21 protein-coding genes, 1 tRNA gene and 1 pseudogene are annotated in these 26,001 nt (G+C 72.7%); 15 read left to right on the plus strand and 8 right to left on the minus strand.

Translation table 11 applies throughout. From position 1 onward, the window contains the following. Nucleotides 1–22: 22 nt before the first annotated feature. Nucleotides 23–625, minus strand: coding sequence for an ATP-binding protein (locus tag QK440_RS02220; RefSeq protein WP_282791199.1), 603 nt, complete (start codon nucleotides 623–625; stop codon nucleotides 23–25). A gap of 319 nt (nucleotides 626–944) precedes the next feature. Between QK440_RS02220 and QK440_RS02225 the strand changes: the two genes are divergently transcribed. From QK440_RS02225 to QK440_RS02265, 9 genes and pseudogenes are all read left to right on the plus strand, one after another. Next, nucleotides 945–1,784, plus strand: a complete 840-nt coding sequence (locus QK440_RS02225; protein ID WP_282791200.1) for a hypothetical protein — start codon at nucleotides 945–947, stop codon at nucleotides 1,782–1,784. A 251-nt stretch (nucleotides 1,785–2,035) separates the two neighbouring features. Continuing rightward, complete coding sequence (locus tag QK440_RS02230) at nucleotides 2,036–2,821, plus strand: YcnI family protein (RefSeq protein WP_282791201.1); 786 nt, start codon at nucleotides 2,036–2,038, stop codon at nucleotides 2,819–2,821. 90 nt (nucleotides 2,822–2,911) lie between these two features. Then, a complete protein-coding gene (locus QK440_RS02235) occupies nucleotides 2,912–3,667 on the plus strand; it encodes an SCO family protein (protein WP_282791202.1) in 756 nt (251 codons plus the stop codon). Then, nucleotides 3,664–4,137 (plus strand): annotated as a pseudogene (locus QK440_RS02240) (copper chaperone PCu(A)C); the annotation flags it as partial. The gene QK440_RS02235 and the pseudogene QK440_RS02240, both read left to right, overlap by 4 nt. Before the next feature lie 295 nt (nucleotides 4,138–4,432). Further along, nucleotides 4,433–6,637, plus strand: coding sequence for a copper resistance protein CopC (locus tag QK440_RS02245; protein WP_282791203.1), 2,205 nt, complete (start codon nucleotides 4,433–4,435; stop codon nucleotides 6,635–6,637). Nucleotides 6,638–6,643: 6 nt separating this feature from the next. Continuing rightward, nucleotides 6,644–7,903, plus strand: coding sequence for an iron uptake transporter deferrochelatase/peroxidase subunit (gene efeB, locus QK440_RS02250; protein ID WP_282791204.1), 1,260 nt, complete (start codon nucleotides 6,644–6,646; stop codon nucleotides 7,901–7,903). A 100-nt stretch (nucleotides 7,904–8,003) separates the two neighbouring features. Then, complete coding sequence (gene pheA, locus QK440_RS02255) at nucleotides 8,004–8,939, plus strand: prephenate dehydratase (protein WP_282791205.1); 936 nt, start codon at nucleotides 8,004–8,006, stop codon at nucleotides 8,937–8,939. Between the two features lie 727 nt (nucleotides 8,940–9,666). Then, nucleotides 9,667–10,956, plus strand: coding sequence for a serine--tRNA ligase (gene serS / locus QK440_RS02260; RefSeq protein WP_282791206.1), 1,290 nt, complete (start codon nucleotides 9,667–9,669; stop codon nucleotides 10,954–10,956). Next, nucleotides 10,953–11,759 (plus strand): HAD family hydrolase, encoded by an 807-nt coding sequence (locus tag QK440_RS02265; protein ID WP_282791207.1) that lies wholly within the window; start codon nucleotides 10,953–10,955, stop codon nucleotides 11,757–11,759. Before serS ends, QK440_RS02265 begins: the two co-directional genes overlap by 4 nt. A gap of 113 nt (nucleotides 11,760–11,872) precedes the next feature. On the opposite strand, the gene QK440_RS02270 is transcribed toward QK440_RS02265, so the two are convergent. The 5 genes from QK440_RS02270 to QK440_RS02290 form a co-directional block, all read right to left on the minus strand. Then, nucleotides 11,873–11,959 (minus strand) — tRNA-Ser (locus QK440_RS02270). 308 nt (nucleotides 11,960–12,267) lie between these two features. Continuing rightward, on the minus strand, nucleotides 12,268–12,990 hold the full coding sequence (locus QK440_RS02275; protein ID WP_282791208.1) for an ABC transporter permease: 723 nt from the start codon (nucleotides 12,988–12,990) through the stop codon (nucleotides 12,268–12,270). Between the two features lie 11 nt (nucleotides 12,991–13,001). Then, complete coding sequence (locus QK440_RS02280) at nucleotides 13,002–13,913, minus strand: ABC transporter ATP-binding protein (RefSeq protein WP_282791209.1); 912 nt, start codon at nucleotides 13,911–13,913, stop codon at nucleotides 13,002–13,004. After that, the gene (locus QK440_RS02285; protein WP_282791210.1) at nucleotides 13,910–14,818 is read right to left on the minus strand and encodes an ABC transporter permease; all 909 of its coding nucleotides are present in this window, start codon (nucleotides 14,816–14,818) and stop codon (nucleotides 13,910–13,912) included. The genes QK440_RS02280 and QK440_RS02285 overlap by 4 nt, the downstream gene beginning before the upstream one ends. Then, on the minus strand, nucleotides 14,815–15,879 hold the full coding sequence (locus QK440_RS02290) for an ABC transporter ATP-binding protein (protein ID WP_282791274.1): 1,065 nt from the start codon (nucleotides 15,877–15,879) through the stop codon (nucleotides 14,815–14,817). The genes QK440_RS02285 and QK440_RS02290 overlap by 4 nt, the downstream gene beginning before the upstream one ends. A gap of 489 nt (nucleotides 15,880–16,368) precedes the next feature. Here QK440_RS02290 and QK440_RS02295 point away from each other — a divergent pair, with 489 nt between their 5' ends. From QK440_RS02295 to QK440_RS02320, 6 genes are all read left to right on the plus strand, one after another. Beyond that, nucleotides 16,369–17,229 (plus strand): M24 family metallopeptidase, encoded by an 861-nt coding sequence (locus tag QK440_RS02295; protein WP_282791211.1) that lies wholly within the window; start codon nucleotides 16,369–16,371, stop codon nucleotides 17,227–17,229. Next, nucleotides 17,226–18,998: an SDR family oxidoreductase gene (locus QK440_RS02300; protein WP_282791212.1), complete on the plus strand. Its 1,773-nt coding sequence runs from the start codon at nucleotides 17,226–17,228 to the stop codon at nucleotides 18,996–18,998. Before QK440_RS02295 ends, QK440_RS02300 begins: the two co-directional genes overlap by 4 nt. A 170-nt stretch (nucleotides 18,999–19,168) precedes the next feature. Beyond that, nucleotides 19,169–20,101, plus strand: coding sequence for a MerR family transcriptional regulator (locus tag QK440_RS02305; RefSeq protein WP_282791275.1), 933 nt, complete (start codon nucleotides 19,169–19,171; stop codon nucleotides 20,099–20,101). Between the two features lie 214 nt (nucleotides 20,102–20,315). Continuing rightward, nucleotides 20,316–20,762, plus strand: a complete 447-nt coding sequence (locus QK440_RS02310; RefSeq protein ID WP_282791213.1) for a hypothetical protein — start codon at nucleotides 20,316–20,318, stop codon at nucleotides 20,760–20,762. Between the two features lie 56 nt (nucleotides 20,763–20,818). Further along, nucleotides 20,819–21,721: an LLM class flavin-dependent oxidoreductase gene (locus QK440_RS02315; protein ID WP_282791214.1), complete on the plus strand. Its 903-nt coding sequence runs from the start codon at nucleotides 20,819–20,821 to the stop codon at nucleotides 21,719–21,721. Between the two features lie 133 nt (nucleotides 21,722–21,854). Continuing rightward, complete coding sequence (locus QK440_RS02320; protein WP_282791215.1) at nucleotides 21,855–22,757, plus strand: HAD hydrolase family protein; 903 nt, start codon at nucleotides 21,855–21,857, stop codon at nucleotides 22,755–22,757. 96 nt (nucleotides 22,758–22,853) lie between these two features. Here QK440_RS02320 and QK440_RS02325 read toward each other — a convergent pair whose 3' ends face one another. Both QK440_RS02325 and QK440_RS02330 read right to left on the minus strand, forming a co-directional pair. After that, nucleotides 22,854–23,924 (minus strand): M23 family metallopeptidase, encoded by a 1,071-nt coding sequence (locus tag QK440_RS02325; protein WP_282791216.1) that lies wholly within the window; start codon nucleotides 23,922–23,924, stop codon nucleotides 22,854–22,856. A gap of 192 nt (nucleotides 23,925–24,116) precedes the next feature. Further along, entirely contained in the window at nucleotides 24,117–25,880 is a 1,764-nt protein-coding gene (locus tag QK440_RS02330) for a GAF domain-containing protein (protein WP_282791217.1), read from the minus strand. Nucleotides 25,881–26,001 lie beyond the last annotated feature (121 nt).

A 26,001-nucleotide genomic window follows, 5' to 3' on the forward strand; every position in this document is an offset into this window, starting at 1 on the left:
GGCGGGCCGGCAGGGGTGCCGCTCAGGACACCATCAGCGGCGCGTCCTCGCGCCACTTGAGGATCTTGTCGAAGCTGATCACGGCGCCGCCGTCGCGGCCCGGCTTGTTCCCGAAGTGCACGTCGTCGGCGAGCTCACGGATGAGACACAGACCACGTCCGCTTTCGGAGGTCTCAGGGGGAGGGGTGGGGGAGGGGGAGGGGGAGGGGGGAGCCCCCTGAGGACGCGACTGACGCCGCCCCCGCACCGCCTCCGTCCGAGCCCTCCGCCGCGTCCGGCGCCCCCGTCGGCCGTCGTCCCTCCGGCCCTGGGCGGGCCGCGGGGCGAGGGTGCTCGCGCCACTGGCGAAGACGCGGCCCGGCGGCAGGCCGGGGCCGGAGTCGGCCACCTCGATGCGGCACTTCTCGCCGTCGAGGTAGGCGGTGACGCGGTACTCGCCGGTGGCGGGGTCGGTCTCGCCGCCGTGCTCCACCGCGTTGGCGCAGGCCTCGGTGAGGGCGAGCGACAGGTCGTACGAGACCTCCGGGTCCACGCCGGCCGTCTCCATCGTGCCGATGAGCAGACGGCGGGCGAGCGGGACGCTTGCGGCTTCACGCCGCAAATGGAGGGACCACCAGATGCTCATGCTTCAGCCTCCTGGCATGCTCCAGCCCTCTGGCCGCGGCTCGACATACCCCTACGTATTGCCGCGAGTGCCCGGGGATAAGCGCTCAGTTGACGTGATGACGCCCATACGGCGGACGCGGCGGGAAGCTTGTCCGGTGTACCGGGACACGCGCCGTCACGTCCCTGCCGGTGCGGGCAGATGCGTCACGAGCAGGCCTTACCCGCACTTTCCGGGCTAGCCGCATCATTTCGGGTGATTCCGGCATCTTGCGGCATCCACGGGAGCATGCGGACCTGCCGTACGGCGTCGGGCGGCCCAGTGCGATGATGGCCCGGCCATGACTGCCCCCCACCAGCGCCAGGCGCGCGCCGGAGCCGATCTCCGGCTGCTGCGGGCCGCGATGTTCGCCGCGGTCTGCCTCGTGCTGTCCGCCGGGGGCCATGTGCTCGCCTCCTGCGCCACCGTCCCGCTGTGGACGCTCGGCGCCGGCTTCCTCGCCGTACTCGTGGTGGCGGTGCCCCTGGCCGGGCGGGAACGCTCGCTCCCGGGCATCGCGGGGGCGCTCGCGGCCGGCCAGCTCGGGCTGCACGCGCTGTTCGGGCTCGGCCAGCACGGCACGGCCATGGCGACGGCCGGCGGCACCGAGAGCCTCTCCCTCGTCGAGCGCGCCGCGCGCATCGTGTGCGGGGCGGGCGGGGCGACGATCACCCCCGTCCAGGCCCGGCACATCCTCGAAACGGCGGGCATCGACCCGTCCGGCGCCCACGGCGCCCACGCCCACGCCACGGGCGGGGCCGCGGCCACCCACAGCGGGATGGCCGCCGGTTCCGCGGCGTCCCTGCTGCCGTCCCTGCCGATGCTGCTCGCGCACCTGCTCGCGGCGCTGGCCGCGGGCTGGCTGCTGCGCCGCGGTGACGTCGCGCTCACCCGGCTCGTCCGGCTCTCCGCCCAGGGGGCGCAGGAAGTGGCGCAAGGGGCGCTCATGCGTTCCCTGCGCGCCGCCCTCACGCTGGTGCGCGCGCTGCGGGTCGGCCTGATCGGTACGCCCGACCCGGTGACCGGCCCGGCGCGGGCCGCCGGTGCCCTGGTGCCGCCGAAGCTCCGGGCGGCCGCTCTTCAGCACACGGTGATCCGGCGCGGCCCGCCCGCGGCCGCCGCGCTCACGCTCGCCGCCTGACGCGGGCCGCTCCGAGTCGACGTACGCGTACATCCGTACGTACTGCTGTACGTCCGTACGTACTGCTGTCGGAGGGGTGCCGCGCGGCGTGTCCGCGCGCGTGCGGGGGCCGACCGGTCCGCCGCGGCGCGTCCCCCCTTTCCGATCACCCAGTACGCACGGCCGTGCCTTCCGCTCCGCGCGGGTCCTCCGGGGTCCGCCGCGCCGGGCCCGGTCGCAGCGCACTCCTGCCGAAACCGGAGTACTCCGCCATGACGACCCAGACTCAGACCCAGCAGTCCTCGACGTCGCCGAAGTCCGCTCTGACCCGCGTCTCCCTGGTGGGCGGCGTCGCCGCCTCCGCCGTCCTCCTGCTGTCCGTGCCCGCCTTCGCGCACGTCAGCGTCAGCCCGGAGGGCGAGGCCGCGAAGGGCGGCTACGCGACCGTCAACTTCAAGGTCCCCAACGAGCGCGACAACGCCTCGACGACCAAGCTGGAGGTCACCTTCCCGGCCGAGCACCCGCTCGTGTCCGTGATGCCGCAGCCGGTGCCGGGCTGGAAGGCGAAGGTCACCAAGACCAAGCTCGACAAGCCGCTCGAGATGCACGGCAAGAAGATCGACGAGGCGGTCTCCAAGGTCACCTGGACCGCCGACGGCAAGGGCGTCGAGCCCGGCTACTTCCAGAAGTTCCCGCTGTCCCTCGGCCAGCTTCCCGAGGACACCGACCAGCTCGTCTTCAAGGCGCTCCAGACGTACGACAACAAGGAGGTCGTCCGCTGGATCGAGCCGCAGCAGAAGGGTGCCGAGGAGCCGGAGTTCCCGGCGCCCGCGCTCCAGCTCTCCGCCGCCTCGGACGACCACCACGGTGCCGCCGCCTCCGACAAGGACGACGCCAAGTCCGGCGGCGCCGACTCCGGTGACAAGAAGGAGTCCGCCTCCTCCGACGGCGACAGCAGCGACACCACCGCCCGCACCCTCGGCATCGTCGGCATCGTGGTCGGCGCCGCGGGCGTCGCCTTCGGGGTGCTCGCCCAGCGCCGCCGCGCCAACGGCTGAGGCGTCCGCCCCCGGCTGCCCTCGGGACGCGCCGCCCGGCCACACCGGCCCCGGCGCGTCCCGGCCCCCTCACATCTGGGACATTTTCGTATGCGCAAGTTGAGCAACCACACCCTCACCCCGGGCTCGAAGACCCCTCGGACCACGGCCTCGCGGACGGCGACGTCGCGGGCGCTCGCCACCGCGGCCCTGCTCGCCGCCGCAGGCCTGACGCTGAGCGCGTGCGGCAGTGACAGCGGCGACAAGGGCGACGCGGCGGACAAGGTCGCCGACGTCTCCGTGGAGCCCGAGTCGAAGCAGGCCGCGACCGTCCTCGACCGGCCGTTCAAGAAGCCGGACCTGGTCCTCACGGACACCCACGGCAAGAAGTACGACCTGCGCGAGCGGACCAAGGGCAAGCCCGTGCTGCTGTACTACGGCTACACCAACTGCCCGGACGTCTGCCCGCTGACGATGAGCAACATCGCCGTCGCCAAGAAGGACCTCCTCCGCAAGAAGGCCGTCAGCAAGGCCGAGCTCGACCAGCTCCAGGTCGTCTTCGTCACCACCGACCCCGAGCGGGACACCCCGAAGGAGCTCGGCAAGTGGCTGAAGGCCCAGGACCCCGAGTTCATCGGCCTGACCGGTGACTTCTCGACCATCCAGGCCAGCGCCCGCACCGTCGGCATCAGCATCGAGCCGTCCAAGAAGCTCAAGAACGGCAAGATCGAGTCGATGCACGGCACCCAGGTCGTCGCCTTCTCGCCGAAGACCGAGGCGGGCTACGTCGTCTACAACGGCCAGGACACCCGCGCCGAGGAGTACGCGCAGGACCTCCCCAAGCTCATCAAGGGACAGAAACCGTGAACCACCGCACCACCCGGCGCCGCCTGCTCACCGGCGGAGCCCTGGCACTGGCCGCGGGCCTGGTCCTGACCGGCTGCGACAGCGGCGGCGACGGCTCCGGCGACGCGGCGAAGAAGCCCGAGCTGAAGGTCAGCGGCGCCTACATCCCCGCCCCGGCCATGGCCGACATGGCGGGCGGCTTCTTCACGCTGACCAACAAGGGCGCCGCCGACAAGCTCACCTCGGCGTCCAGCCCGCTCGCGGGCAGCGTCACCCTGCACGCCACCCGGGGCGGCACGATGAAGGAGCAGCGGTCCTTCGACGTGCCCGCGAACGGCGAGCTCGTGTTCGCGCGGGGCGGCAACCACATCATGCTCGAGAAGCTGAAGCGCAAGCCCAAGCAGGGCGACACGGTGGAGGTCACGCTCCGGTTCGAGAAGGCGGACCCGATCACGGTGGAGATGCCGGTGAAGGCCGCCACGTACAACCCGGGCACCGGCGGTGACCCGAGCGCGCACTCGGGCGACTCCACGTCCCACGAGGGGCACTCGAAGTCGCACGAGGGGCACTCGAAGACCGGCACCGGCGACCCGCAGCCGCACACCGGCGCGTCGAAGACCCACGGCGAGGAGTCCCGCTCCGGCGGGGCGACCCGCTCCGGCGATCCGACGGACCGCTCCGGACACCCGAAGACGCACACCGAGAACGATCAGCACGGCACGGCCGAGGAACCCCCGGCCGAGATGCACGCCTCGCACTCGTCGCACTGAGGGGACTGAAGAGTTGATGCGGACCACCGCCCCCCGCCCGGGGCCGGACCTCGCCGGACGCGGACGGCTGCTGCTCGTCGTCGCGGCCCTGTTCGCCGCCGCGCTCGGGGCCGTCCTCGCCACCGCGGCGCCCGCCGGCGCGCACGCCGCGCTCACCGGCAGCGACCCCCAGCGGGGCGCGGTGGTCGCGAAGGCACCCGACCAGGTGTCCCTGACCTTCTCCGAGAAGGTCGCCATGGCCGACGGTTCGGTACGGGTCCTCGACCCCGCGGGCAAGCGCGCGGACACCGGCAAGACCAGTGACCTCGGCTCGAACACGTACGGGGTGAAGCTGAAGCCGGGCCTGCCCGACGGCACGTTCACCGTGGCCTACCAGGTCGTCTCCGCCGACAGCCACCCCATCGCCGGGGCCTTCACCTTCTCCATCGGCGCCCCGTCCGACACCAAGGTCGTCCTGCCCGACCAGGAGGTCGGCGGCGGCCTCGTCGGGACGCTCTACGACACCGCGCGCTACCTCGCGTACGCCGGGTTCATCGTCGTCGTCGGCGGTGCGGCGTTCGTCCTCGGCTGCTGGCCGCGCGGCGCGGGGGTGCGGCCGTTGCAGCGGCTTGTCGTGGCCGGCTGGCTCGTCCTGACCGGTGCCACCCTCGCGACGCTGCTGCTGCGCGCCCCCTACACCGGCTCCGGGAAGCTCGCCGACGCCTTCGACCTGGCCGCGCTCGGCGACGTCCTGCAGACCAAGACGGGCGCCGCGCTCGTCTCCCGGCTGCTGCTGCTCGCCGCCGCCGCGCTGTTCATCGCCGTCCTGTTCGGCGCGTACGACAAGCGCGAGGACCCCAAGGAGAAGCGGGACCTCGCCTTCGGTCTGGCCGTCGGCGGCGGGGTCGTGGCCCTGGGCATCGCGGCGACGTGGGCGCTCGCGGAGCACGCCTCGACCGGTGTCCAGGCGGGGCTCGCCATGCCCGTCGACGTGCTGCACCTGGTGGCCGTCGCCGTGTGGCTGGGCGGGGTGGGCACGCTGCTGCTGTGCCTGTACCGCGCGCCGCTCGTCGACGCGCGGGCCGTGCGCCGCTTCTCCCGTGTCGCCTTCGCCAGTGTCGTGGTGCTGGCCGTGACGGGCCTGTACCAGTCCTGGCGGCAGGTCGGCTCCTGGACCGCGCTCGTGGAGACGGACTACGGGCAGCTCCTCCTGGTGAAGGTCGCGCTGGTCGTGGTCCTGGTGGGCATCGCGTCGGTGTCCCGGCGCTGGACGGGGCGCATCGCCGCCGAGGCGGGCGGTCTGGCGCCGGAGGCGGCGGCCGCGGCGGTCGTCGAGCAGCGCGGCCGGGCCGCCGCCACCTCCACCGCCACGGCGGCCACCACGACGGCCGCCAAGGCGACCGGCAAGGCGACCGGCAAGGCCTCCAGCAGGAAGAAGAAGCCCGTCGCTGTCGCGCACAGCTCCAGGACCGGCGCGGCGACCGACAGGGCCACCGGCAAGACCACCGACAAGGCCACGGACACAGCCACCGACAAGGCCACCGGCGGGACCACGGGCGGGACGGCCGAGGCGGACAGCGGCAAGACCGGTCCCGGGAAGACCGACTCCGGAAAGTCCGGCCCCGGAAAGACCGGCCCCGCGAAGTCCGGTCCCGGAAAGCCGGCTGGTGACGACAAGCGCGCCGCTCAGCTCGCCCGCCAGCGGGCCGCCATGGACGCCGCCCGGGAGAAGCGGGTCCGCGACGCCGACCCGCACCGCTCGGGCCTGCGCCGCTCGGTGCTCGCCGAGGCCGGGGTGGCCGTGGTCCTGCTCGCCGTCACCACGGCGCTGACCACGACCGAGCCCGGGCGCACCGTGGAGGAGGCCGAGAACACGGCCTCGTCCGCGCAGCGGGCCGCCGGGCCCGTCAAGCTGGAGGTCCCCTTCGACACCGGCGGCCGGGACGGCAAGGGCACCGTGCGGCTGGAGCTCACTCCGGGCCGCACCGGCAGCAACGACCTGCACGTCTACGCGAACCGGCCCAACGGCAGCGCCTTCGACCTGCCCGAGGTGAAGGTGGCCTTCACGCTCAAGGCCAAGGACGTCGGTCCACTGCCGGTGGCTCCGGACCGCATCGCTACCGGACACTGGAGCGCCACCGGGGTGCAGGTCCCCATGGCAGGCAAGTGGAAGGTCGCGGTGACCGTCCGCACCTCCGACATCGACCAAGTGACCCTCGACAAGAACGTGCAGATCGGCTGAACCACCATGGCGGACCACACCATTTCGCGACGGCGCCTGCTCGGTACGGCGGGCGCCACCGGCCTCGCCCTGGGAGCGGCGGGCGGCGCGGCCGGGTACGCGGCGGCGTCCTCGGGCTCTTCCGGCGGCTCGGACGCGTCGCGGCCGCCGCTGACGTCGCTCGGCTCGGACGAGGTGATGTTTCACGGGAAACATCAGCCGGGGATCACCACGCCCGTGCAGTCCTGCGGTCATCTCGTCGCCTTCGACCTGGCCCCGGGTGCCGGGCGCAAGGAGGCGGCGGCCCTGCTGCGCCGGTGGTCGGGGGTGGCCGGGCGGCTGATGGCGGGCGAGCCGGTAGGCGGCGAGGACCGGGACACGGACATCGCGCGGGACGCGGGTCCGTCCTCGCTGACGGTCACCTTCGGCTTCGGCCACGGCTTCTTCGGCCGTACCGGTCTGGAGGAGCAGCGGCCGGCCGCGCTGGACCCGCTGCCGGAGTTCTCCTCGGACCGACTCGACAAGGCCCGCAGCAACGGTGATCTGTGGGTGCAGATCGGCGCGAACGACGCCCTGGTGGCCTTCCACGCGCTGCGGGCGGTGCAGCGGGAGACGGGTGCGGCGGCGCGGCTGCGCTGGCAGATGAACGGCTTCAACCGTTCGCCGGGGGCCACGGCCCGCCCCATGACGACCCGCAACCTGATGGGCCAGGTCGACGGCACGAACAACCCGAAGCCGTCCGACGACGACTTCAACCGGCGGATCTTCGTGCCGGACAAGCCGGCGGACGCCGACCCGGCCTGGATGGCGGGCGGCTCGTACGCCGTCGTACGCCGTATCCGGATGCTCCTGGACGACTGGGAGAAGCTCTCCACGAAGGCCCAGGAGGACGTCATCGGCCGCCGCAAGGCCGACGGCGCGCCGTTGACGGGCGGTACGGAGACCACGGAGATGGAGCTGGAGAAGACGACCGAGGGCGGTGACCTCGTCATCCCCCTCAACGCGCACGCCCGGATCAGCCGTCCCGACCAGAACGGGGGCGCGGCGATGCTGCGGCGGCCGTTCTCGTACCACGACGGCTTCACCGCCAAGGGCGAGCCGGACGCGGGGCTGCTGTTCGTCTGCTGGCAGGCGGACCCGCTGCGGGGGTTCGTCCCGGTGCAGCGGAAGCTGGACCGGGGTGACGCCTTGTCGACGTTCGTACGGCACGAGGCGAGCGGTGTCTTCGCGGTGCCGGGCGGGGCGGGTCCCGGGGAGTACGTGGGGCAGGCGTTGCTGGAGGGGTGAGCCGGGGATGTCGGTGCCGTTCGTGGTCCCGCGGGCCGTCGCGCCGGTGCCGTTCGTGATCCCGTGTCCTGCGGGCCGTCGCGCCGCATAGGCTGACCGCATGTCGGCGACGCGCTACACCTACCTCGGCCCTGAAGGCACTTTCACCGAAGCCGCCCTGCGCACGCTGCCGGAGGCGGCGACCCGTGAGCTGGTGCCGATGGTGTCGGTTCCGGCGACGCTGGACGCCGTGCGCGCGGGGGAGGCCGCCGCGGCGCTCGTCCCGATCGAGAACTCGGTGGAGGGCGGTGTCACGACCACCGTCGACGAGCTGGCCAAGGGCGAGCCGTTGATGATCTACCGCGAGGTCGTGCTGCCCATCACCTTCGCGCTCCTGGTGCGTCCGGGTACCGAGCTGAAGGACGTCAAGACGGTGACGGGCCACCCGGTGGCCCAGCCGCAGGTGCGCAACTGGCTGGCCGCGCACCTTCCGGACGCGGTGTGGGAGTCGGCGGCGTCGAACGCGGACGGCGCGCGGCTGGTCCAGGAGGGCCGGTTCGACGCGGCGTTCGCGGGTGAGTTCGCCGCGGTGACGTACGGCCTGGAGCCGCTGGTGACGGAGATCCACGACGCGGCGAACGCGGAGACGCGGTTCGTGCTCGTGGGCCGTCCGGCCCGGCCCGCGGCGCCGACCGGCGCGGACAAGACGTCCTTGGTGATCTGGCTCGGCCACGACCACCCGGGTGCGCTCCTGGAGCTGCTCCAGGAGTTCGCGGTGCGCGGCGTCAACCTGATGCGGATCGAGTCCCGTCCGACGGGACGCGGCATCGGCGACTACTGCTTCTCCGTGGACGCCGAGGGGCACATCACGGACCGCCGGGTGGGCGAGGCGCTGATGGGCCTGAAGCGGATCTGTCCGAAGGTGCGTTTCCTCGGGTCGTATCCGCGCGCGGGGGTGGCGCCGCAGGATGTGCGGGTGCTGCGGCCGGGGACGTCGGACGAGGAGTTCATGGCGGCTTCGGACTGGCTGGCGCGGTGCCAGGACGGCCGGTTCTGAACGTTTAGCGGCTGAGCACCGGGGGTGTCCCGGTGCTTTCGCATGCCCGTGTGCGGGTTCGTGTCGGCCGACGGGGGCTCGTGCCGGCTCGTGTGGGCTCATGCGGGCTCGTGCGGGGCTGCTGTCCGCGGTCCTACCTGCAGATTTAACTTGTCCACAGAAGTTATCCACAGGTCCCCTTCTCGACCTGGGGACAAGTCGACAAGGGAACTCGACATCACCGACATATCGGCACTCAGTGCGCAAGACCGCCCAGAGTCGCTCTCGTCACTCCTTCGTCCACCGCTTTCCATGCGGCGACTCTTTGGAGTTAACCATTTCCACTCGAAAGTGGGCGCTGAGCAGGTTTGGACCGGGATTCCTTCGATGCGCGGGAGCATGGAGAGGGGCTTCTCTCGGCATCCACAGATCTTTCGCACAGCCTGTGGATAACTTTCCGAACACGCCCATTCCTGTGGACAACCCTGTCCCCAAGTCCCGTTCCGCACAAGGAAATCGGGTCAAGGCGGCGCGGGGCATCTGCCCCGATTCAGGGAACGGCGCCCCTTTTATTGACCTCCCCGTCGCCACCCTTCGCGGCCGTACGGACAGCCGCGAGGAGCGCGTTCCGCCGCCGTCGAGGGTGAAGCGGGGGGCGAGAAATTCACATTCCGGCAAATCGGGCATAACGGAGTCAGGTGTGAATATCGAGTCGTGACCCGGAAGCGCCCGACGGTAGCCTGGAGGGGTGATTGACCTTCGCCTGCTCCGTGAGGACCCCGACCGTGTTCGCGCTTCGCAGCGCGCCCGTGGAGAGGACGTCGGCCTCGTCGACTCCCTGCTCTCCGCCGACGAGCGGCGCAGGTCGTCAGGTGTCCGCTTCGACGAGCTCCGTTCCGAGCAGAAGGCGCTCGGCAAGCTCATCCCCAAGGCCTCCGGCGACGAGAAGGCCGAGCTCCTGAAGAAGGCGGGCGAGCTGGCCGCCGCGGTCAAGGCCGCGAACGCCGAGCAGGACGAGGCCGACGAGGAGACCAAGCGCCTCCTGCTGCGCCTCGGCAACCTCGTGCACCCCGACGTCCCGGTCGGCGGCGAGGAGGACTTCGTCGTCCTGGAGACGCACGGCACGATCCGTGACTTCGCCGCCGAGGGCTTCGAGCCGAAGGACCACCTGGAGCTCGGCCAGGCGCTCGGCGCGATCGACGTGGAGCGCGCCGCCAAGGTCTCCGGCTCGCGCTTCTACTACCTGACGGGCATCGGCGCGCTCCTCGAGCTCGCCCTGGTCAACGCGGCGATCGCGCAGGCCACGGAGGCCGGGTTCATCCCGATGCTGACCCCCGCGCTGGTACGCCCGCACGCCATGGAGGGCACCGGCTTCCTCGGCCAGGCCGCCGAGAACGTGTACCACCTGGAGAAGGACGACTTCTACCTGGTCGGCACGTCCGAGGTCCCGCTCGCGGCGTACCACATGGACGAGATCATCGACGCCGACAAACTGCCCCTGCGGTACGCGGGCTTCTCGCCCTGCTTCCGCCGCGAGGCCGGCACGTACGGCAAGGACACCCGCGGCATCTTCCGGGTGCACCAGTTCGACAAGGTCGAGATGTTCTCGTACGTCGCGCCCGAGGACGCGCAGGACGAGCACAAGCGGCTCCTGGACTGGGAGAAGCAGTGGCTGACCGGCCTGGAGCTGCCGTTCCAGGTCATCGACGTCGCCTCGGGCGACCTGGGCGCGTCCGCCTCGCGCAAGTACGACTGCGAGGCCTGGATCCCCACCCAGGGCAAGTACCGCGAGCTGACCTCCGCGTCCAACTGCGACGGCTTCCAGGCCCGCCGCCTGTCCGTGCGCATGCGCGAGGACCGCGACGGCAAGAAGCACGTGCAGCCGCTGGCCACGCTGAACGGCACGCTGTGCGCGGTGCCGCGCACGATCGTGGCACTGCTTGAGAACCACCAGCTCGCGGACGGCTCCGTGCACGTGCCCGAGGTGCTGCGCCCGTACCTGGGCGGCCGGGAGATCCTGGAGCCCATCGCCAAGTGAGCGCCCCCTTCCCGTACCGGCTCGTCGCCACCGACCTCGACGGGACGCTGCTGCGTCCCGACGACACGGTCTCGACGCGTACCCGTGACGCGCTCGCCGCGGCCACCGCGGCGGGCGCGGCCCACATCGTCGTCACCGGGCGCTCCGTGCCCTGGACGCGGCACATACTGGAGGACCTCGGGTACGACGGCATCGCGGTCTGCGGCCAGGGCGCGCAGGTGTACCACGCGGGCGAGCGGCGCCTGCTGACGTCGGTCACGCTCGACCGGCAGCTCGCGGGCCTGGCCCTGGCGAAGGTCGAGGCCGAGGTCGGGCCGCTGGCGCTCGCCGCGAGCCGCGACGGCCTGGAGGGCGAGGTCCTGGTGGGGCCCGGGTACGTGGTCCAGGAGGGCCCGCTCCCGGTCGTCCCGCTCGCCGACCCGGCCGACCTGTGGTCGGCGCCGCTCAACAAGGTGTACATCCAGCACCCCGGCCTCGACGACGACGCGCTCGCGGCCGTCGCGCGGCAGGTGGCGGGTGACCTCGTCGGCGTCACGATGGCGGGAGAGGGCATCGTGGAGATACTGCCGCTGGGTCTGACCAAGGCGACGGGCCTGTCCCTGGCGGCCCGCCGCCTGAAGGCGAAGGCCGCGGACACGATCGCCTTCGGCGACATGCCCAACGACATCCCCATGTTCGCCTGGGCGGCGCACGGCGTGGCCATGGCCAACGCCCACGAGGAGCTCAAGGCGGTGGCGGACGAGGTCACGGCGTCCAACGAGGCCGACGGCATCGCGGTGGTCCTGGAACGCCTCCTGCGCTGACCTCCGCGCGGCACGCCCCTGTACCGCTGTGGGCGGCCGACTCGGCCGGCCCGCTGCCGGGGCAGCCAGGGGGGCAGCGGGGCTGCCCCGCTCAGCCACGTGCGACATAGGGGCGGAGGATGCGCGGATCGAACGCGCGCGGGGCGCCGGCCCCGACGACGGCTTAGCAAGCCGCTGCCTTACCACTCGGCCAATCCTCCGGGTGGGCGGCCCGCGCAGAGGTCTGCGCGCTCGAAGCGGCCGCCCCGGACGGTCTCCCCCGTGGCGGGGCTCTCACGGAGTGGGTGAGGACTCCGGAGCCTGCCGCGGACCGCCCTGTCGGGAGTGCGACGGACTACTGGTGCTCAACGCCGCCTCCTCTCCCGGTAGGTGCGCGCCCGGCCGTGGGCCTCGCGCGGTGACACACCTACTGTGCCGGGCGGGCCGGGACGCCCGCCACCGAATTTCCCGCACCCCGCGCGCCCGCATACCGCGCGCCCGCACCCCTTCCACCCCCCCCCCCGCGGGACTATTCGTCGCCCGCGACCGTCAGCGTCCGCAGGCGCCTGCCGGCGTACCAGGTGGTGCCGGCCGTGACCACGAGCAGCAGGACGACGGCGGCGGGCAGGCCCACGTCGGAGGTGACGAGGTCCCCGGCGTCGGTGGCCTTGTGGGCGACGGCGAGCGACCACTGCTGGACGCTGAGCGTGCGCGCCCCGGAGACCAGGGAGCCGAAGACGGCCTCCCAGACGAGCGCGTAGACGAGCCCGAAGACCACCGCGTGGCGGGTGACGGTCCCGAGCAGCAGGAAGATCGCCGCGTACGCGATGGAGGAGACGAGGGCGGCGATGGTGTAGGCGACGGCGATCTGCTGGCTGTTGCCGTTCAGGATCAGCCCGGCGACGAGCGTCGGGACCGCGGAGAACACCATGGTGACGGCGATGGCGACGGTCAGCTTGGTGACGATGATCGTGGGCCGTTTGACCGGCTTGGACAGCAGGTACATCACGGAGCCGTCGTCGATCTCGGGGCCGATGGCGCCGGTGCCCGCGATGACGCCGATGATCGGCACCATGGTGGCGAGCGCGAAGCCGCCGAGCAGGTCGGAGGCCACTTGGTCGTCGGCGCCGCTGAAGCCGCGGACGGCGGCGGCGATCACGACGAGCAGCAGGGGCAGGGCGAAGAGGATGAGTGCCCGGCGGCGGCCGAGCAGGGCCCGGTAGGTGAGCCGGGCGACAGTGGGGTCGTACACGGTGGCTCCCTTCAGGCCGCGACGAGGTAGGAGAAGACCGACTCGAGGGACTCGTCCGAGGGCGAGACCGTGAGCAGCCGGATGCCGTGGGCGCGCGCGACGCGGGGCAGCAGGCTGGTGAACCGGCCGAAGTCGACGGCCTGGACGCGCAGTGCGCCTTCCTTGAGGTCGACCTCGATGCCCGCGGTGGACGGGTCGGCGATGAGGGCGGCGGCGAGGGCGCGGTCGTCGCTGGAGCGCACCAGGTAGCGGTGCGGGCGGTCGGTCATGAGGCGGCGGATTTTGCGGAAGTCGCCGCTGGCGGCGTGCCGTCCGGCGACGATCACCTCGATGTGCGAGGCGAGCTGTTCGACCTCTTCGAGGATGTGCGAGGAGAACAGGACGGTGCGGCCCTCGTCGCCCATCGCCCGCAGCAGGTCCATGAGCTGCATGCGCTGGCGCGGGTCCATGCCGTTGAACGGCTCGTCGAGCAGCAGCACGGAGGGCTCGTGGACGAGCGCGGACGCCATCTTCACGCGCTGCCGCATGCCCTTGCTGTACGTGGAGATCTTTCGGTCCTGCGCGTACTCCATCTCGACCGTGGCGAGGGCCTTCTGCGCGGCCTTCTTGCCGAGGCCGTGCAGTTCGGCGTTGGCGACGACGAACTCGCGGCCGGTGAGGAAGTCGTACATCCCCTCCCGCTCGGGTACGAGGCCGAGCTGCTTGTAGATCTCCTCGTTGCGCCACGTGGGCTTGGAGTCGAGGGTGACGGAGCCGGTGGAGGGGGCGAGGAAGCCGCCCATCATGCTGATGAGGGTGGACTTGCCGGCGCCGTTGGGGCCGAGGAGGCCGGTGACACCGGGGCCGATGGTCATCGTGATGTCGTTGACGGCCACCACGTTGCCGAACCAGCGGGATACGTGGTCGATGCTGATCGTTGTCACAGTCCGGCCTTCCGGTAGCGGCGCATGAGGGCGGCGTAGCTGGCCGCGACGAGGGCGAGGACGACGAGGAGGTACACGGCGCCCACCGAGGCCGAGGGGCCCTCGCCGCCGGGGAAGGAGGAGGTCGCGCCGAGGAACGCGGTCTGTACGCCGTCGATGAGGGTGATCGGCGAGAACAGGCCGAGCCACTGGATGGCGGTGTCGTTGCCGCCCTGTTCGTGCGCGATGGCCTGGACGGTGGACACCGCTCCGTAGGAGATGGTCAGGACGGCGATGACGGCGGCGATGCCGAAGCCGCGGCGGGGCGTGACGGCGGAGATGACGAGGGCGATCCCGGCGAACAGCAGGGACAGCAGGGCCACGGAGACGAGTCCCTGGGTGAAACCCTTCGTCTGCTCCGGGAAGTCGAGTTTCGCCAACAGGGCCCCTACGTAGAGCACGATCAGTGGCGCCGCGGTCAGGATGAACAGGGCGGACGCCATGGCGGCGAACTTCGCGCGCACGTAGTCGACGTGTTCGACGGGCCGGGAGAAGTACAGGGGCACTGTTTTGAACCGCAGGTCCCTGGACACGGTCTGTGGGGCCTGGGCCGCCAGGTAGAGGCCGATGACGGCCTGGAGGATCACGGCGTAGCGCGTGTAGTCGACGGGCAGCTTGTCGGCCTTGGTGGTGACGGCGACCGCGACCATGATCAGCGCGGGAGCGCACATCACCCCGAAGAGGATCATCGGGAGCACCTTGGACTTGGCGGAGCGGCCGAGGCCGTAGGCGCCGCGCAGGCTCTGGGAGTACAGGGAGCGGGTGGCGTAGGCGCGGCCGAGGCGGGGGCCGTCGTAGGTGCGGTACCCGATGTTGTGGATGCGGCTGGCGTCGGCGCCCTGGGCGGGTGGGGTCTCGGCGGTCATCGCTGGGCGCCTCCGGTCTGCGGGGCGGGGGACGTCGTGGTGGGCGTGGTCGGTGTGGCCTGCGTGGCCTTCGTGGTCTTCGTGGTCGGCGCGGCGGGGCGGCCGGGGGCTCCTTCCGGCTGGCCGTGCTCGTCGCCGGTGCGGAAGACCTCGGCGATGTGGTGCCTGCGCTGTTCCATGCGGACGAGGCCGAGGCCGAGGTCGGCGACGGTGTCCCGGACGAGGTCGTACGTGGCCTCGTCGGCGGCGTCCAGCAGGACGATGTGGCCGGCGCCGGGCAGCCCCCCGCCGTCGTCGTGGGTGCTCACGCCGCGGGCGTCCAGGGCCGCGCGCAGCGCGCTCGTGCCGTCGGGGTGCTCGTCGCTGTCGGTGACCTCGACGGCCAGGGTCGTGGTGGTCTGGGTGAAGTCCGTGGTGGAGCTGGAGCGCAGCAGCTTGCCGCCGTCGATGACGACGACGTGGTCGCAGGTGCGCTCCAGTTCGCCGAGGAGGTGCGAGGTGACCAGGACCGAGATGCCGAAGTCGGTGTGGACGCGGCGGATCAGGTCCAGCATCTCGTCGCGGCCGACGGGGTCGAGGCCGTTGGTCGGCTCGTCCAGGAAGACCAGTTGGGGGTCGTGCACCAGGGCCTGGGCGAGTTTCACACGCTGCTTCATGCCGGTCGAGTAGCCGCCCATGGGGCGGTAGCGCTCCTCGTAGAGGCCGACGTGGCGCAGGGTGTCCGCGGTGCGCTCGCGGGCCGCGGCGGGCGGCAGGCCGGACATGCGCGCCATGTGGACGACGAACTCGGTGGCCGAGACGTCGGGCGGCAGGCAGTCGTGCTCCGGCATGTACCCGACGCGCTCGCGGATCTGGCCGCCGCTCGTGGCGACGTCGAGACCGAGCACGGACGCGGTGCCCTCGGTGGCCGGGGACAGACCCAGCAGGATCTTGATCATCGTGGACTTGCCGGCTCCGTTGGCTCCGACGAGTCCGGTCACACCGGGCCCGATGTCCAAGGTCAGCCGGTCAAGCGCGGTCACCTTCGGGAACCGCTTGCTCAGGCTTTCGGTCGCGATCACAGTCACGTGTCCGACGGTAGGGGCGGGGAGCGGACGGGTCGTCAGTCCAGGGGCTTGTCCCGCGTCACTCTCGAGTATTACGGGCCCGTAGGGGTCGTCCGGACGTCGGTCCCGTGGGGGATCTTCCGGAGGCCTTCTCGGGGGCGTCGGGAGGCTCGTCGGGGTTTCCCGGATGCCTGCTCAGGGCTCTCCCCAAGACCCACTCGGGGTTCTCCCGAAGACCCTCTCAGGGTTCTCCCGAAGACCCGCTCGGGGTTCTCCCGAAGACCCGCTCGGGGTTCTCCCGGAACGGCCCCGGAGGCTCATGCGGACCTCTTGACGCAGCCGCCGGTCATTGTCACATTCGTCAGTGTCACGTTGCGGGCGCGCAGGGGGCGAGCGCATAAGGGGATGAACGCGCAAGGGAGCGGGGGCGCAGGGGACGAGGGCGTACGGAGACGGCGCGGTCAGGTGTGCGGCGGGCGGTACCGACTTGGGACGGACGGTGGCATGACCTCAGCAGGGAAGGGTGAACTCGCCGCGGAGCTGCGGGGGTTCCAGCGTGTGCAGGCCCTCGCGTACGCGTGTGCGGAGGCGGTCGCCGCCCAGCTCAAGCCGGGGGTGACGGAGCGCGAGGCGGCGCGGATGCAGCGGGTGTGGCTGCGCGAGCGGGGGGTGCGGGACTGGTTCCACCTGCCCTTCGCGTGGTTCGGCGACCGCACGGCGTTCGTGAACTTCCGGGTGCCGCTGCAGTTCTTCCCGACGAACCGCGCGCTGGAGCCGGGGATGCCGTTCATCCTCGACATGGCGCCGGTGTACGAGGGGTACACGGCCGACATCGGCTACTCGGGCTGTCTCGGCCTCAACCCCGTGCACGACCGGCTGCTCGCCGACCTGGAGGCGCACCGGGACCTGATCCTGCGCGAGGTGCGCGAGCGCCGTCCGCTGCGCGAGATCTACGAGGACGTGGACCGCCTCATGGTCCGCCAGGGGTACGCCAACCGCCATCGCGCCTACCCTTTCGGCGTCATCGCGCACAAGGTCGGCCGGGTCAGGCAGCGCCGCTTCTCGCCGCACGTCCTCGGTTTCGGTACGCAGTCCCTGAAGGGCCTCGCGAGCGACGCGCTGCGCGGCCACCGGGACGGCTGGTCGCCCCTGTGGTCGCCGTACCGCTTCTCCGACCATCCGCCGCGTCCGGGCCTGTGGGCGGTGGAGCCGCACCTCGGGTTCCGGGGCACGGGCGCGAAGTTCGAGGAGATCCTCGTGGTCACCGACTCCGCGGACCCCGAGGAGAGCGCGTTCTGGCTGGACGACGACCTGCCGCACGTGCGGCGCTGGGCCGAGGACAACGCTGCGAGGGCTGCCGCATGACGACCGTGGATCTTCCGGGCGCGCGTGAGCGCCGGGTGCGCACCGGCGGGGTGGAGCTGTGTGTCGCCGAGCTGGGGGAGGCCGGGCGGCCCACGGTGCTGCTCGTGCACGGCTATCCGGACTCCAAGGAGGTGTGGTCCGAGGTCGCCGTGCGCCTGGCCGAGCGGTTCCACGTGGTGCTGTACGACGTGCGGGGCCACGGCCGGTCGTCGGCGCCGAAGCCGCTGCGGGGCGGCTTCACGCTGGAGAAGCTGACCGACGACTTCCTCGCGGTGGCCGACGCGGTCAGCCCGGACAGGCCGGTGCACCTGGTGGGGCACGACTGGGGCTCGGTGCAGGGCTGGGAGTTCGTGACGGTCCGCCGCACCGAGGGGCGCGTGGCGTCCTTCACCTCCATGTCGGGGCCGTCCCTCGACCACTTCGGGCACTGGATCGCCCGGCGCCTGAGGCGGCCGACACCGCGCCGGGCCGCGCAGCTCGCCGCCCAGGGCGCCAAGTCCTGGTACGTGTACATGCTGCACACCCCGGCGCTGCCCGAGCTGGCCTGGCGCGGCCCGCTCGGCCGGCGCTGGCCGGGGCTCCTCCGGCGGCTGGAGAAGGTGCCCGCGGACGGCTACCCCACGCCGTCGCTGCCGACGGACGCGGCGCACGGCGCCTGGCTCTACCGCGACAACGTCCGCGCCCGCCTGCGCAGGCCCCGCACGGACGCCTACGCGCACGTGCCGGTGCAGCTCATCACGCCGACCGGCGACGCGTTCCTGTCGGAGCGACTGTACGACGACTTGGAGCGGTGGGCCCCGCGGCTCACCCGGCGCACGCTGCCCGCCAAGCACTGGGTGCCACAGACCCGCCCGGACCAACTGGCCGCCTGGATCACCGACTTCGTTACGGCGCACGAGGACGGGGTGCCGCCGGTGAACGCCGCCGCGGCCCCGCGGCCGTACGCGGACCGGTTCTCGGGCCAGTTGGTGCTCGTCACGGGTGCGGGCAGCGGCATCGGACGGGCCACGGCGTTCGCGTTCGCGGAGGCCGGGGCACGGGTGGTGGCCGTCGACCGGGACGCGGAGGGCGCCGCCCGCACCGCCGAGCTGTCCCGGCTCGTCGGTGCTCCGGCGGCCTGGGCGGAGACGGTCGACGTCAGCGACGGGCAGGCGATGGAGAAGCTCGCCGAGAAGGTCGCCACCGAGTACGGCGTGGTGGACATCCTGGTCAACAACGCGGGCATCGGCCTGTCCGGCGCCTTCCTCGACACCAGCGCCGAGGACTGGAAGAAGGTCCTGGACGTCAACCTGTGGGGGGTCGTCCACGGCTGCCGCCTCTTCGGCAGGCAGATGGCCGAGCGCGGACAGGGCGGCCACATCGTCAACACCGCATCGGCGGCGGCCTTCCAACCGTCCCGGCTGCTGCCCGCGTACAGCACGTCGAAGGCGGCCGTCCTCATGCTCAGCGAGTGCCTGCGCGCCGAGCTGGCTGGCCGGGGCATCGGCGTCACCGCGATCTGCCCGGGCCTGGTGAACACGAACATCACGGCGACCGCCCGCTTCACCGGGGTGGACGCCGAGGAGGAGATGCGCCGCCGCAAGAAGTCCGCCCGGTGGTACGGGCTGCGCAACTACCCGCCGGAGAAGGTCGCCGACGCCGTCCTGCGCGCCGTGGCGCAGAACCGGGCCGTAGTCCCGGTCACCCCGGAGGCCCGCGTCGCCCACCTCCTGTCCCGCTTCACGCCCAGGACCCTGCGCGCCCTCGCCCGCTGGGAGCCTCCGCTGTGAGCACGGACCAGGAGAGCCGGGCCCAGGGGAGCCCGGACCACGGGGGCACGGCCCAGAGAGGCCCGGCCCACGGGAGCACGGCCGCCGCCGAGGATCACGGCCGATCCCCGGGGGACACGGGGCGGCGCGCCCCGCAGGAGAACCACGGCCCGGCCCCGGGCCGGCCTGTCGTGGAGTACCGCATCGAGGACCTCGCCCATCACAGCGGCGCCACCGTGCGGACCATCCGCGCCTACCAGGACCGGGGGCTGCTGCCGCGGCCCGAGCGACGCGGCCGCTCCAATGTGTACGGCGACACGCACTTGTCCCGGCTGCGGCAGATCGCCGACCTGCTCGACCGGGGGTACACCCTGGCCTCCATCAAGGAGCTGCTGGAGGCCTGGGACGCGGGCCGCGGCCTCGGCGGTGTGCTCGGCCTGGTCGCCGAGGTGGACGGCCCGTGGACGGATGAGGAGGCCGACAGGATCACCCGGGAGGAACTGGACGCGGCGTTCGGCGGCGCCCAGGACGACGCGGCGGTGGCGGACGCCGTGGCGCTCGGCGTGCTCGAACCCCTCCCCGGCAAGGACGACGAGTTCCTGGTGCCCAGTCCGCAAGAGCTGGCTGCCGCAGTGGAGTTGCACGCGGCGGGTGTTCCGCTGTCCGCCATCTCCGGCCATCTGCGCGAGTTGCGGGGGCAGGTCGAGCACATAGCGGCGCGTTTCCTGGAGTTCACCAATGAACACGTCTTCGCGCGCTACCTCGCCGACCATCCCCCCAGTGAGGCGGACGCCGCGGAGGCGGCCGCGCTCGTACGCAAGCTGCGCCCCCTCGCGCAGAAGACGGTGGACGCCGAACTGGCGCGAGCCATGCGCCTGTTCGCCACCCGGTACCTGCGCCAACACCTCACCGACGAGGAAGCGCCGAGCCATGGCGTGAGGGTGCAATACGTACCACTGCCCGCAGAAACAACCAGGGCGGTTCAGGCACTGGTTGGCCCGGAGAACGTGGCAGCCTTCGTCACGGCGGCTGCCGAACGCGAGGTGCAGAGCCGGACCTTGGACGCTCTGGCGGCAACCTCCGTCGCGGAGAGCAAAGTTACCCAAAAGCCGCAAATGCACTAGTCGTTATCCACAGAAGACGCAACTAGCCTGTGGATAACGGCACTTGGTTGTGGATCAAACATGGAGCGCGGAATTCGTCGGTGAAACCTCGGTGACGAGGAGCCGAGACAGGAAGAAACGGAGGCCTGACCCGCGCGCGGCACCCGCGAAACGAGCGGCGCCCGCCGCGCCCGCAGCGCCTCCGGCCCGCCCCCGTCAGGCAAGATCGACCGGTATGGAGCACCTGCACACCACCGAGGCAGCCGTCCGCGCGCTGCGGGAGATCGCCCGTGAGTACGGGCGCGAGATCGAGGTCGCCCACGACATAGGAGCCGACCAGACCTCCCGCCGGACCGCCGCGGGCGTCGGCGTGACCACCGACCCGGACGGTTCGCTGCCGCACGAGGCGTTCGTGGAGCTCGGCGGCTCCCCCTCCGTGACCGTGCGGCTCCACCCGGACGACGACGCGCTGATCACCGTCGACGGCGTCGAGTTCCACGACGTGCCGCGCGACGCCGTGCCCGCCTTCCTGCGGTCCGTCTACGGCGGCCTCGCGTACGTCAGGGGGCGCCGCTTCCCGCCCGGCTACTGGCTGGTCGTGCCGCTGCCCGGCGACGAGACGTACAAGGAACTGATCCTGCCGGTGACGCTCACGCCCTGGCTCAGCGGGAAGGTCCGCTGAAGGGGCCGGGAAGGTCCGCTGCGGGGGCGCCCGCGCCGACCCGTACGCTCGACCGCATGAGTCTGCGTCTGAGTACCGTGATCCTGCCCGTGCAGCGCTGGCACGAAGGCGGCCGGGAGCGCTGGCGGCGCGCCGAGGAGCTGGGCTTCCACACCGCGTACACCTACGACCACCTGTCCTGGCGGAGCTTCCGCGACGGCCCGTGGTTCGGCGCGCTGCCCACGCTGACCGCCGCCGCGGCCGCCACGGACCGCATACGCCTGGGCACCCTCGTCACCTCGCCGAACTTCCGGCACCCGGTCACGCTCGCCAAGGAGCTGATCACGCTGGACGACGTGTCGAACGGTCGGATCACCCTCGGCATCGGCGCGGGCGGCAACGGCTTCGACGCCCACACGCTGCGCCGCGCCGACGAGGCACCCTGGACACCCCGGGAACGCGCGGACCACTTCGCGGAGTTTCTGCCGCTGCTCGACCGGCTGCTCACCGAGGACGCGGTCACCCACGAGGGCGAGCACTACGCCGCGTACGAGGCGCGCACCATCCCCGGCTGCGTGCAGCGCCCGCGGCTGCCGTTCGCCGTGGCCGCGACCGGGCCGCGCGGCCTCCGGCTCGCCGCCCGCCACGGCCAGGCATGGGTGACCACCGGTGACCCGAAGACCTCCGAGACCGGCTCCCCGGACGAGTCCCTGGAGGCCATCCGCGGCCAGGTCGACCGCCTCGGCGCGGCCTGCGCGGAGGCCGGCCGCGACGCCGCCGAGCTGGACAAGATCCTGCTCACCGGGTTCACGCCGGACCGGCCCCTGGAGTCCTTCGACGCCTTCGTGCACTTCGCGGGCAAGCACGCGGCGCTCGGCTTCACCGAGATCGTGCTGCACTGGCCGCTGCCGGGCACGGACTTCGCCGCGGACGAGAAGGTCTTCGAGCGCATCGCGACGGAGGCACTGGCGCAGTTGTAGACCGCGCCGGGCAGCTCGGGTAAACCCCTCGGGGCCCTGAAAGCTCCCGGAATCCGTGGTCAGAGGTGTGGACGGGGCGCACGGGGGTGCGCCGTACTCACATGTGCGCTCCGCCACACACCCGTGCGCGCATATGCGCGACAATCGCGTGGTGACCTCAGCTACCGCCCGGCCGCGGACCCCGGCCCACTCCGTCCCGCCCCGGTTGATCGCCACCGACCTGGACGGCACGCTGCTGCGTGACGACAAGTCCGTGTCGGAGCGCACGGTCGCGGCGCTCGCCGCCGCCGAGACGGCCGGGATCGAGGTCTTCTTCGTGACCGGCCGCCCGGCCCGCTGGATGGACGTGGTCAGCGACCACGTCCACGGGCACGGCCTGGCGATCTGCGCGAACGGCGCGGCGGTCGTCGACCTGCACGGCGGCCCCGGCGCGCACCGCTTCGCCAAGGTGCGGGCCCTGGCCGCGCCCCACGCCCTGGAGGTCGTCGAGCTGCTGCGGGCGGCCGCCCCGGGCACGTCCTTCGCCGTGGACCGCACGGGCGGCGTGCACCACGAGCCGCACTACCCGCCGCTGCGGATGGACCCCGCGGTGAGCGTGGCGCCCGTCGAGAAGCTCCTCGCGGGCGACTCCGGTGGCGCGGACCAGCCCATCCTCAAGGTCCTCGCCCACCACCCCGACCTCGCGCCGGACGCCTTCCTGGCGCTCGCCCGCGCGGCCGCGGGCGACCGCGCCGAGATCACCCGCTCCAGCCCGACCGCGCTGCTCGAGATCAGCGCCCCCGGCGTCACCAAGGCGGGCACCCTCGCGCTGTGCTGCGCCGAGCGCGGCATCTCCCCCGCCGAGGTCGTCGCCTTCGGGGACATGCCGAACGACGTGGAGATGCTCACCTGGGCCGGTTCCTCGTACGCGATGGGCAACGCCCACCCCGACGTGATCGCCGCCGCCTCGGGCCGCACGGTCGCCAACAACGACGACGGGGTGGCGGTCGTCATCGAGCGCATCCTGGCGGAACGCCTCTCCGGAGGGACCCGTTGATCCTCTCCCGTTGTCCCGCTCCTGTTGACCCGCTCCCGCTGGCCCTCTCCCGCTGAGCCGGTCGCTCCCTGCGGCCCGCGGTCCCGCGTGGGCCGTTCACAGCGTGACCCCGCGTTCCTCCAGCCACTCCACCGGGTCCACGCCCGAGCCGAGGTCCGGCGTGAGCCGGGCCTCGAAGTGCAGGTGCGGGCCCGTCGAGTTGCCGGTCGTGCCTGCCTGGCCGACCCACTGCCCGGCGCCGACCGCCTCCCCCTGGTCGACGGTCACGGCGGCCAGGTGCGCGTACTGCGTGTAGTAGCCGTCGGGGTGGCGCACCACGACCTCCACGCCGAAGGGGCCACCACAGGCGACGCGCACCACGCGCCCCTCGCCCACCGCGCGCACCGGCGTGCCGATGTCGACGGCGAAGTCCTGGCCGGTGTGCCGCCCCGCCCACCGCTCACCCGCGCTGGCGAACCCCGCGGACAGCTCGTACGACTCCACGGGCGGCACCCACGCGTCCGTGGCGGCTGGTTCCGGCTGGTCGAGCCGTACCGCGCCTCGGCAGCGGCCCGCGGCGGCGGCCGCGTCCGCCTCGTCCTGGAGCGCCCACTGCGCGGTCTCCAGCTTCGCCTCGATGTCCCGCTTGAGCCGGGCGAGCCCGGCGGTGCGCTGGTCGAGCACGTTCCGCGCCTGCTCCGCCGACCGCTTGGCGGCCTTGAGGCGGTCGGCGGCCTGCTGGGTCCGGGCGACGGTGTGGGTGACGGCGAGGTCCGCCTGCCCCAGGGCGCGCCTGCCCCGCAGCAGCGCGTCGGGGCTGTCCGCGAGCAGCAGCCGTACGGTCATCGAGAGTCCACCGCCGGTGCGGTACTGGGCGCTGGCAAGCCGTCCGAGGTCCTCACGCAGGACGGCGACCTGGTAGTGCTCCTCGGCGAGCAGCCGGTCGAGCTCCCGGACGCGGGCACGCTGGGCCTTTGCCGCCTGCCGCCCCGCCTCGTAGCTCTCGGTGGCCCTCGCCGCCTCCTCGTAGAGGCGTGCCACCCGGGCGCTGGTGCTCGGCCCGTCGCCTCCGTCGGCGCCGCCGGACTCGTGGTCGGCCGCCGCCGGCGGCGCCCCCAGGGCGAGGAGGGCGCACAGCAGGACGGGGAGGGGGAGCAGACGGCGCGGACGGCGAGGACGTGGGCGCATGGTTCGCATGGTTGCCCGCACGCGCGCGGAGCCTCGCGGGAACTCGTACGCGTGGGGGGACCGGGTGACCCGTACGGTGCACGCGGGTACCGCCGAACAGCGGCCGGTCCCCCGGCGCGGACCCGGCTTCCCCGGAGGCCTCGGCGGCGGCCCGGCCGCCTAGGAGGGCGCGGTGCGGTGCCGGGCAGGCCCTCAGTGCGGTGCCTGCCACACCACCGTCGTGCCGCCGCCGTCCTCGCCGATGCCCGGCCCGTACCCACTGGTGCCGCCCAGGGTCTCGGCCCGCCGCTTGAGGTTCTTCAGGCCGCTGCGGCGGCCGCCCTCGGGGATGCCGACGCCGTCGTCGGCGACGGTCAGGCGTACGCCCGGGCGGCCGTCCGGCAGGACGGCCGTGGCGTCGACGACGACCTCGATGCGGCCGGCGCCCGCGTGCCGGAACGCGTTGGACAGGGCTTCGCGCAGGGCCGCGACGAGGTTCTTGCCGGTGAGTTCGCCGACGACCGTGTCGACGGGCCCGACGAAACGGTGCGCGGGCCGGAAGCCGAGCGGTACGGCCGCCATGTTGATCTCGCGCAGGACCCGGGTCCGCAGCCCCGCGGGCGCCTCGGCGGGACCCTGCTGGAGCGCGAAGATCGCCGTACGGATCTCCTGGATGGTCACGTCCAGTTCGTCGACGGCCTTGCCGACGCCCCGCACCACCTCGGGCACCACGGACCCGCGCTGGGCGCCCTCCAGCATCATCCCGGTGGCGAAGAGCCGCTGGATGACCAGGTCGTGCAGGTCGCGGGCGATGCGGTCGCGGTCCTCGTACACCGCGAGCCGCTCCCGGTCGCGCTGCGCCTCGGCCATCATCAGCGCGAGCGCGGCCTGTGCGGCGAACTGTGTGGCGAGCGTCCGCTCCGTCCCGGTGAACGGCCGTGCCCCCCGCGCGCGCGGGGTGACGAGGGTCCCCAGGACCCGGCCGTCGCTCCGCAGCGGCAGCATCATCACGGGGCCGTAGCCGCGCGTGAGGTCGGTCATGACGCGCGGATCGCTCGCGGCGTCGTCGAGGAACACCGCCTGCCCGTCCAGGAGGTCGGTGACGATGCGGCTCTCCGGGGGGACGATCGTGCCGAGCGCGCCGCCGGGCTCGTCCGCGGAGACGGCCACGATCTCCATGCCGCCCTCCTCGTGCGGCCGGAGCACGATCCCCGCCGCCGAGTCCGCGAGGCGCCGGGCGTGCTCCGCGACCACCCCGAGGGCGTCCTCCGCGTCCGCACCCGAGAGCAGGGCCGTGGTGACCGCGACGGAGCCGTCGATCCACCGCTCGCGCTGCTGGGCGGCCTCGTAGAGGCGGGCGTTGCCGATCGCGATGCCCGCCTCCGCGGCGAGCACCCGCACCATGCGCACGTCGTCGTCGCTGAACTCCGCGGCGCTGGCCGACGTGGTGCCGCCGCGCTTCTCGGTGAGGTACAGGTTCCCGAAGATCTCGCCCTGGACGCGGATCGGCACCCCAAGGAAGGTGCGCATCGGCGGGTGGTGGGCGGGGAAGCCGCAGGAGCGCGGGTCGGCGGAGAGGTCGGCCAGGCACAGCGTCTCCGGCTGGTGGATGAGCGCGCCGAGGAGCCCCCGGTGGCCGTCCGGCAGCCGGCCGATGCGGTCGGCGGTGGCCTCGTCGAAGCCGTGGTAGACGAAGTCCGACAGCCCCTCGCCGTCCTCGGCGACGACGCCGATCGCGGCGTAGCGGGCGTCGGTGAGCTGGGCCGCGGTCTCGCAGATGCGGTCCAGGGTGGTGTGCAGCTCCAGCCCGGCACCGACGGACCGCATGGCCTCCAGGAGCTGCGGCACGCGCGCGGTGAGCCCGGAGGACAGCCCGTGCAGGCCGCGGGCGGCCCGCGCTTCCGGACTCCCCGCGCCCGGGGCGTCGTCGGCGGGCGGCGGCGCGGCGGAAGCCGGAGGGACCGGAGGGAGGGGCATGCCCTGAGCGTAATTAGTCCCATTTGCCGAGGAAAGTCGGAGCGCGTCCCGAGGCGGCACACCAGCGACGCGCCGCAGCGCCCGGCACCCGTGCCCTAAGCACTGCGGCGTCCTGCTCGCC

The organism is Streptomyces sp. CC224B, from assembly GCF_030010595.1.
GTDB classification, from domain to species: Bacteria; Actinomycetota; Actinomycetes; order Streptomycetales; family Streptomycetaceae; genus Streptomyces; species Streptomyces longispororuber.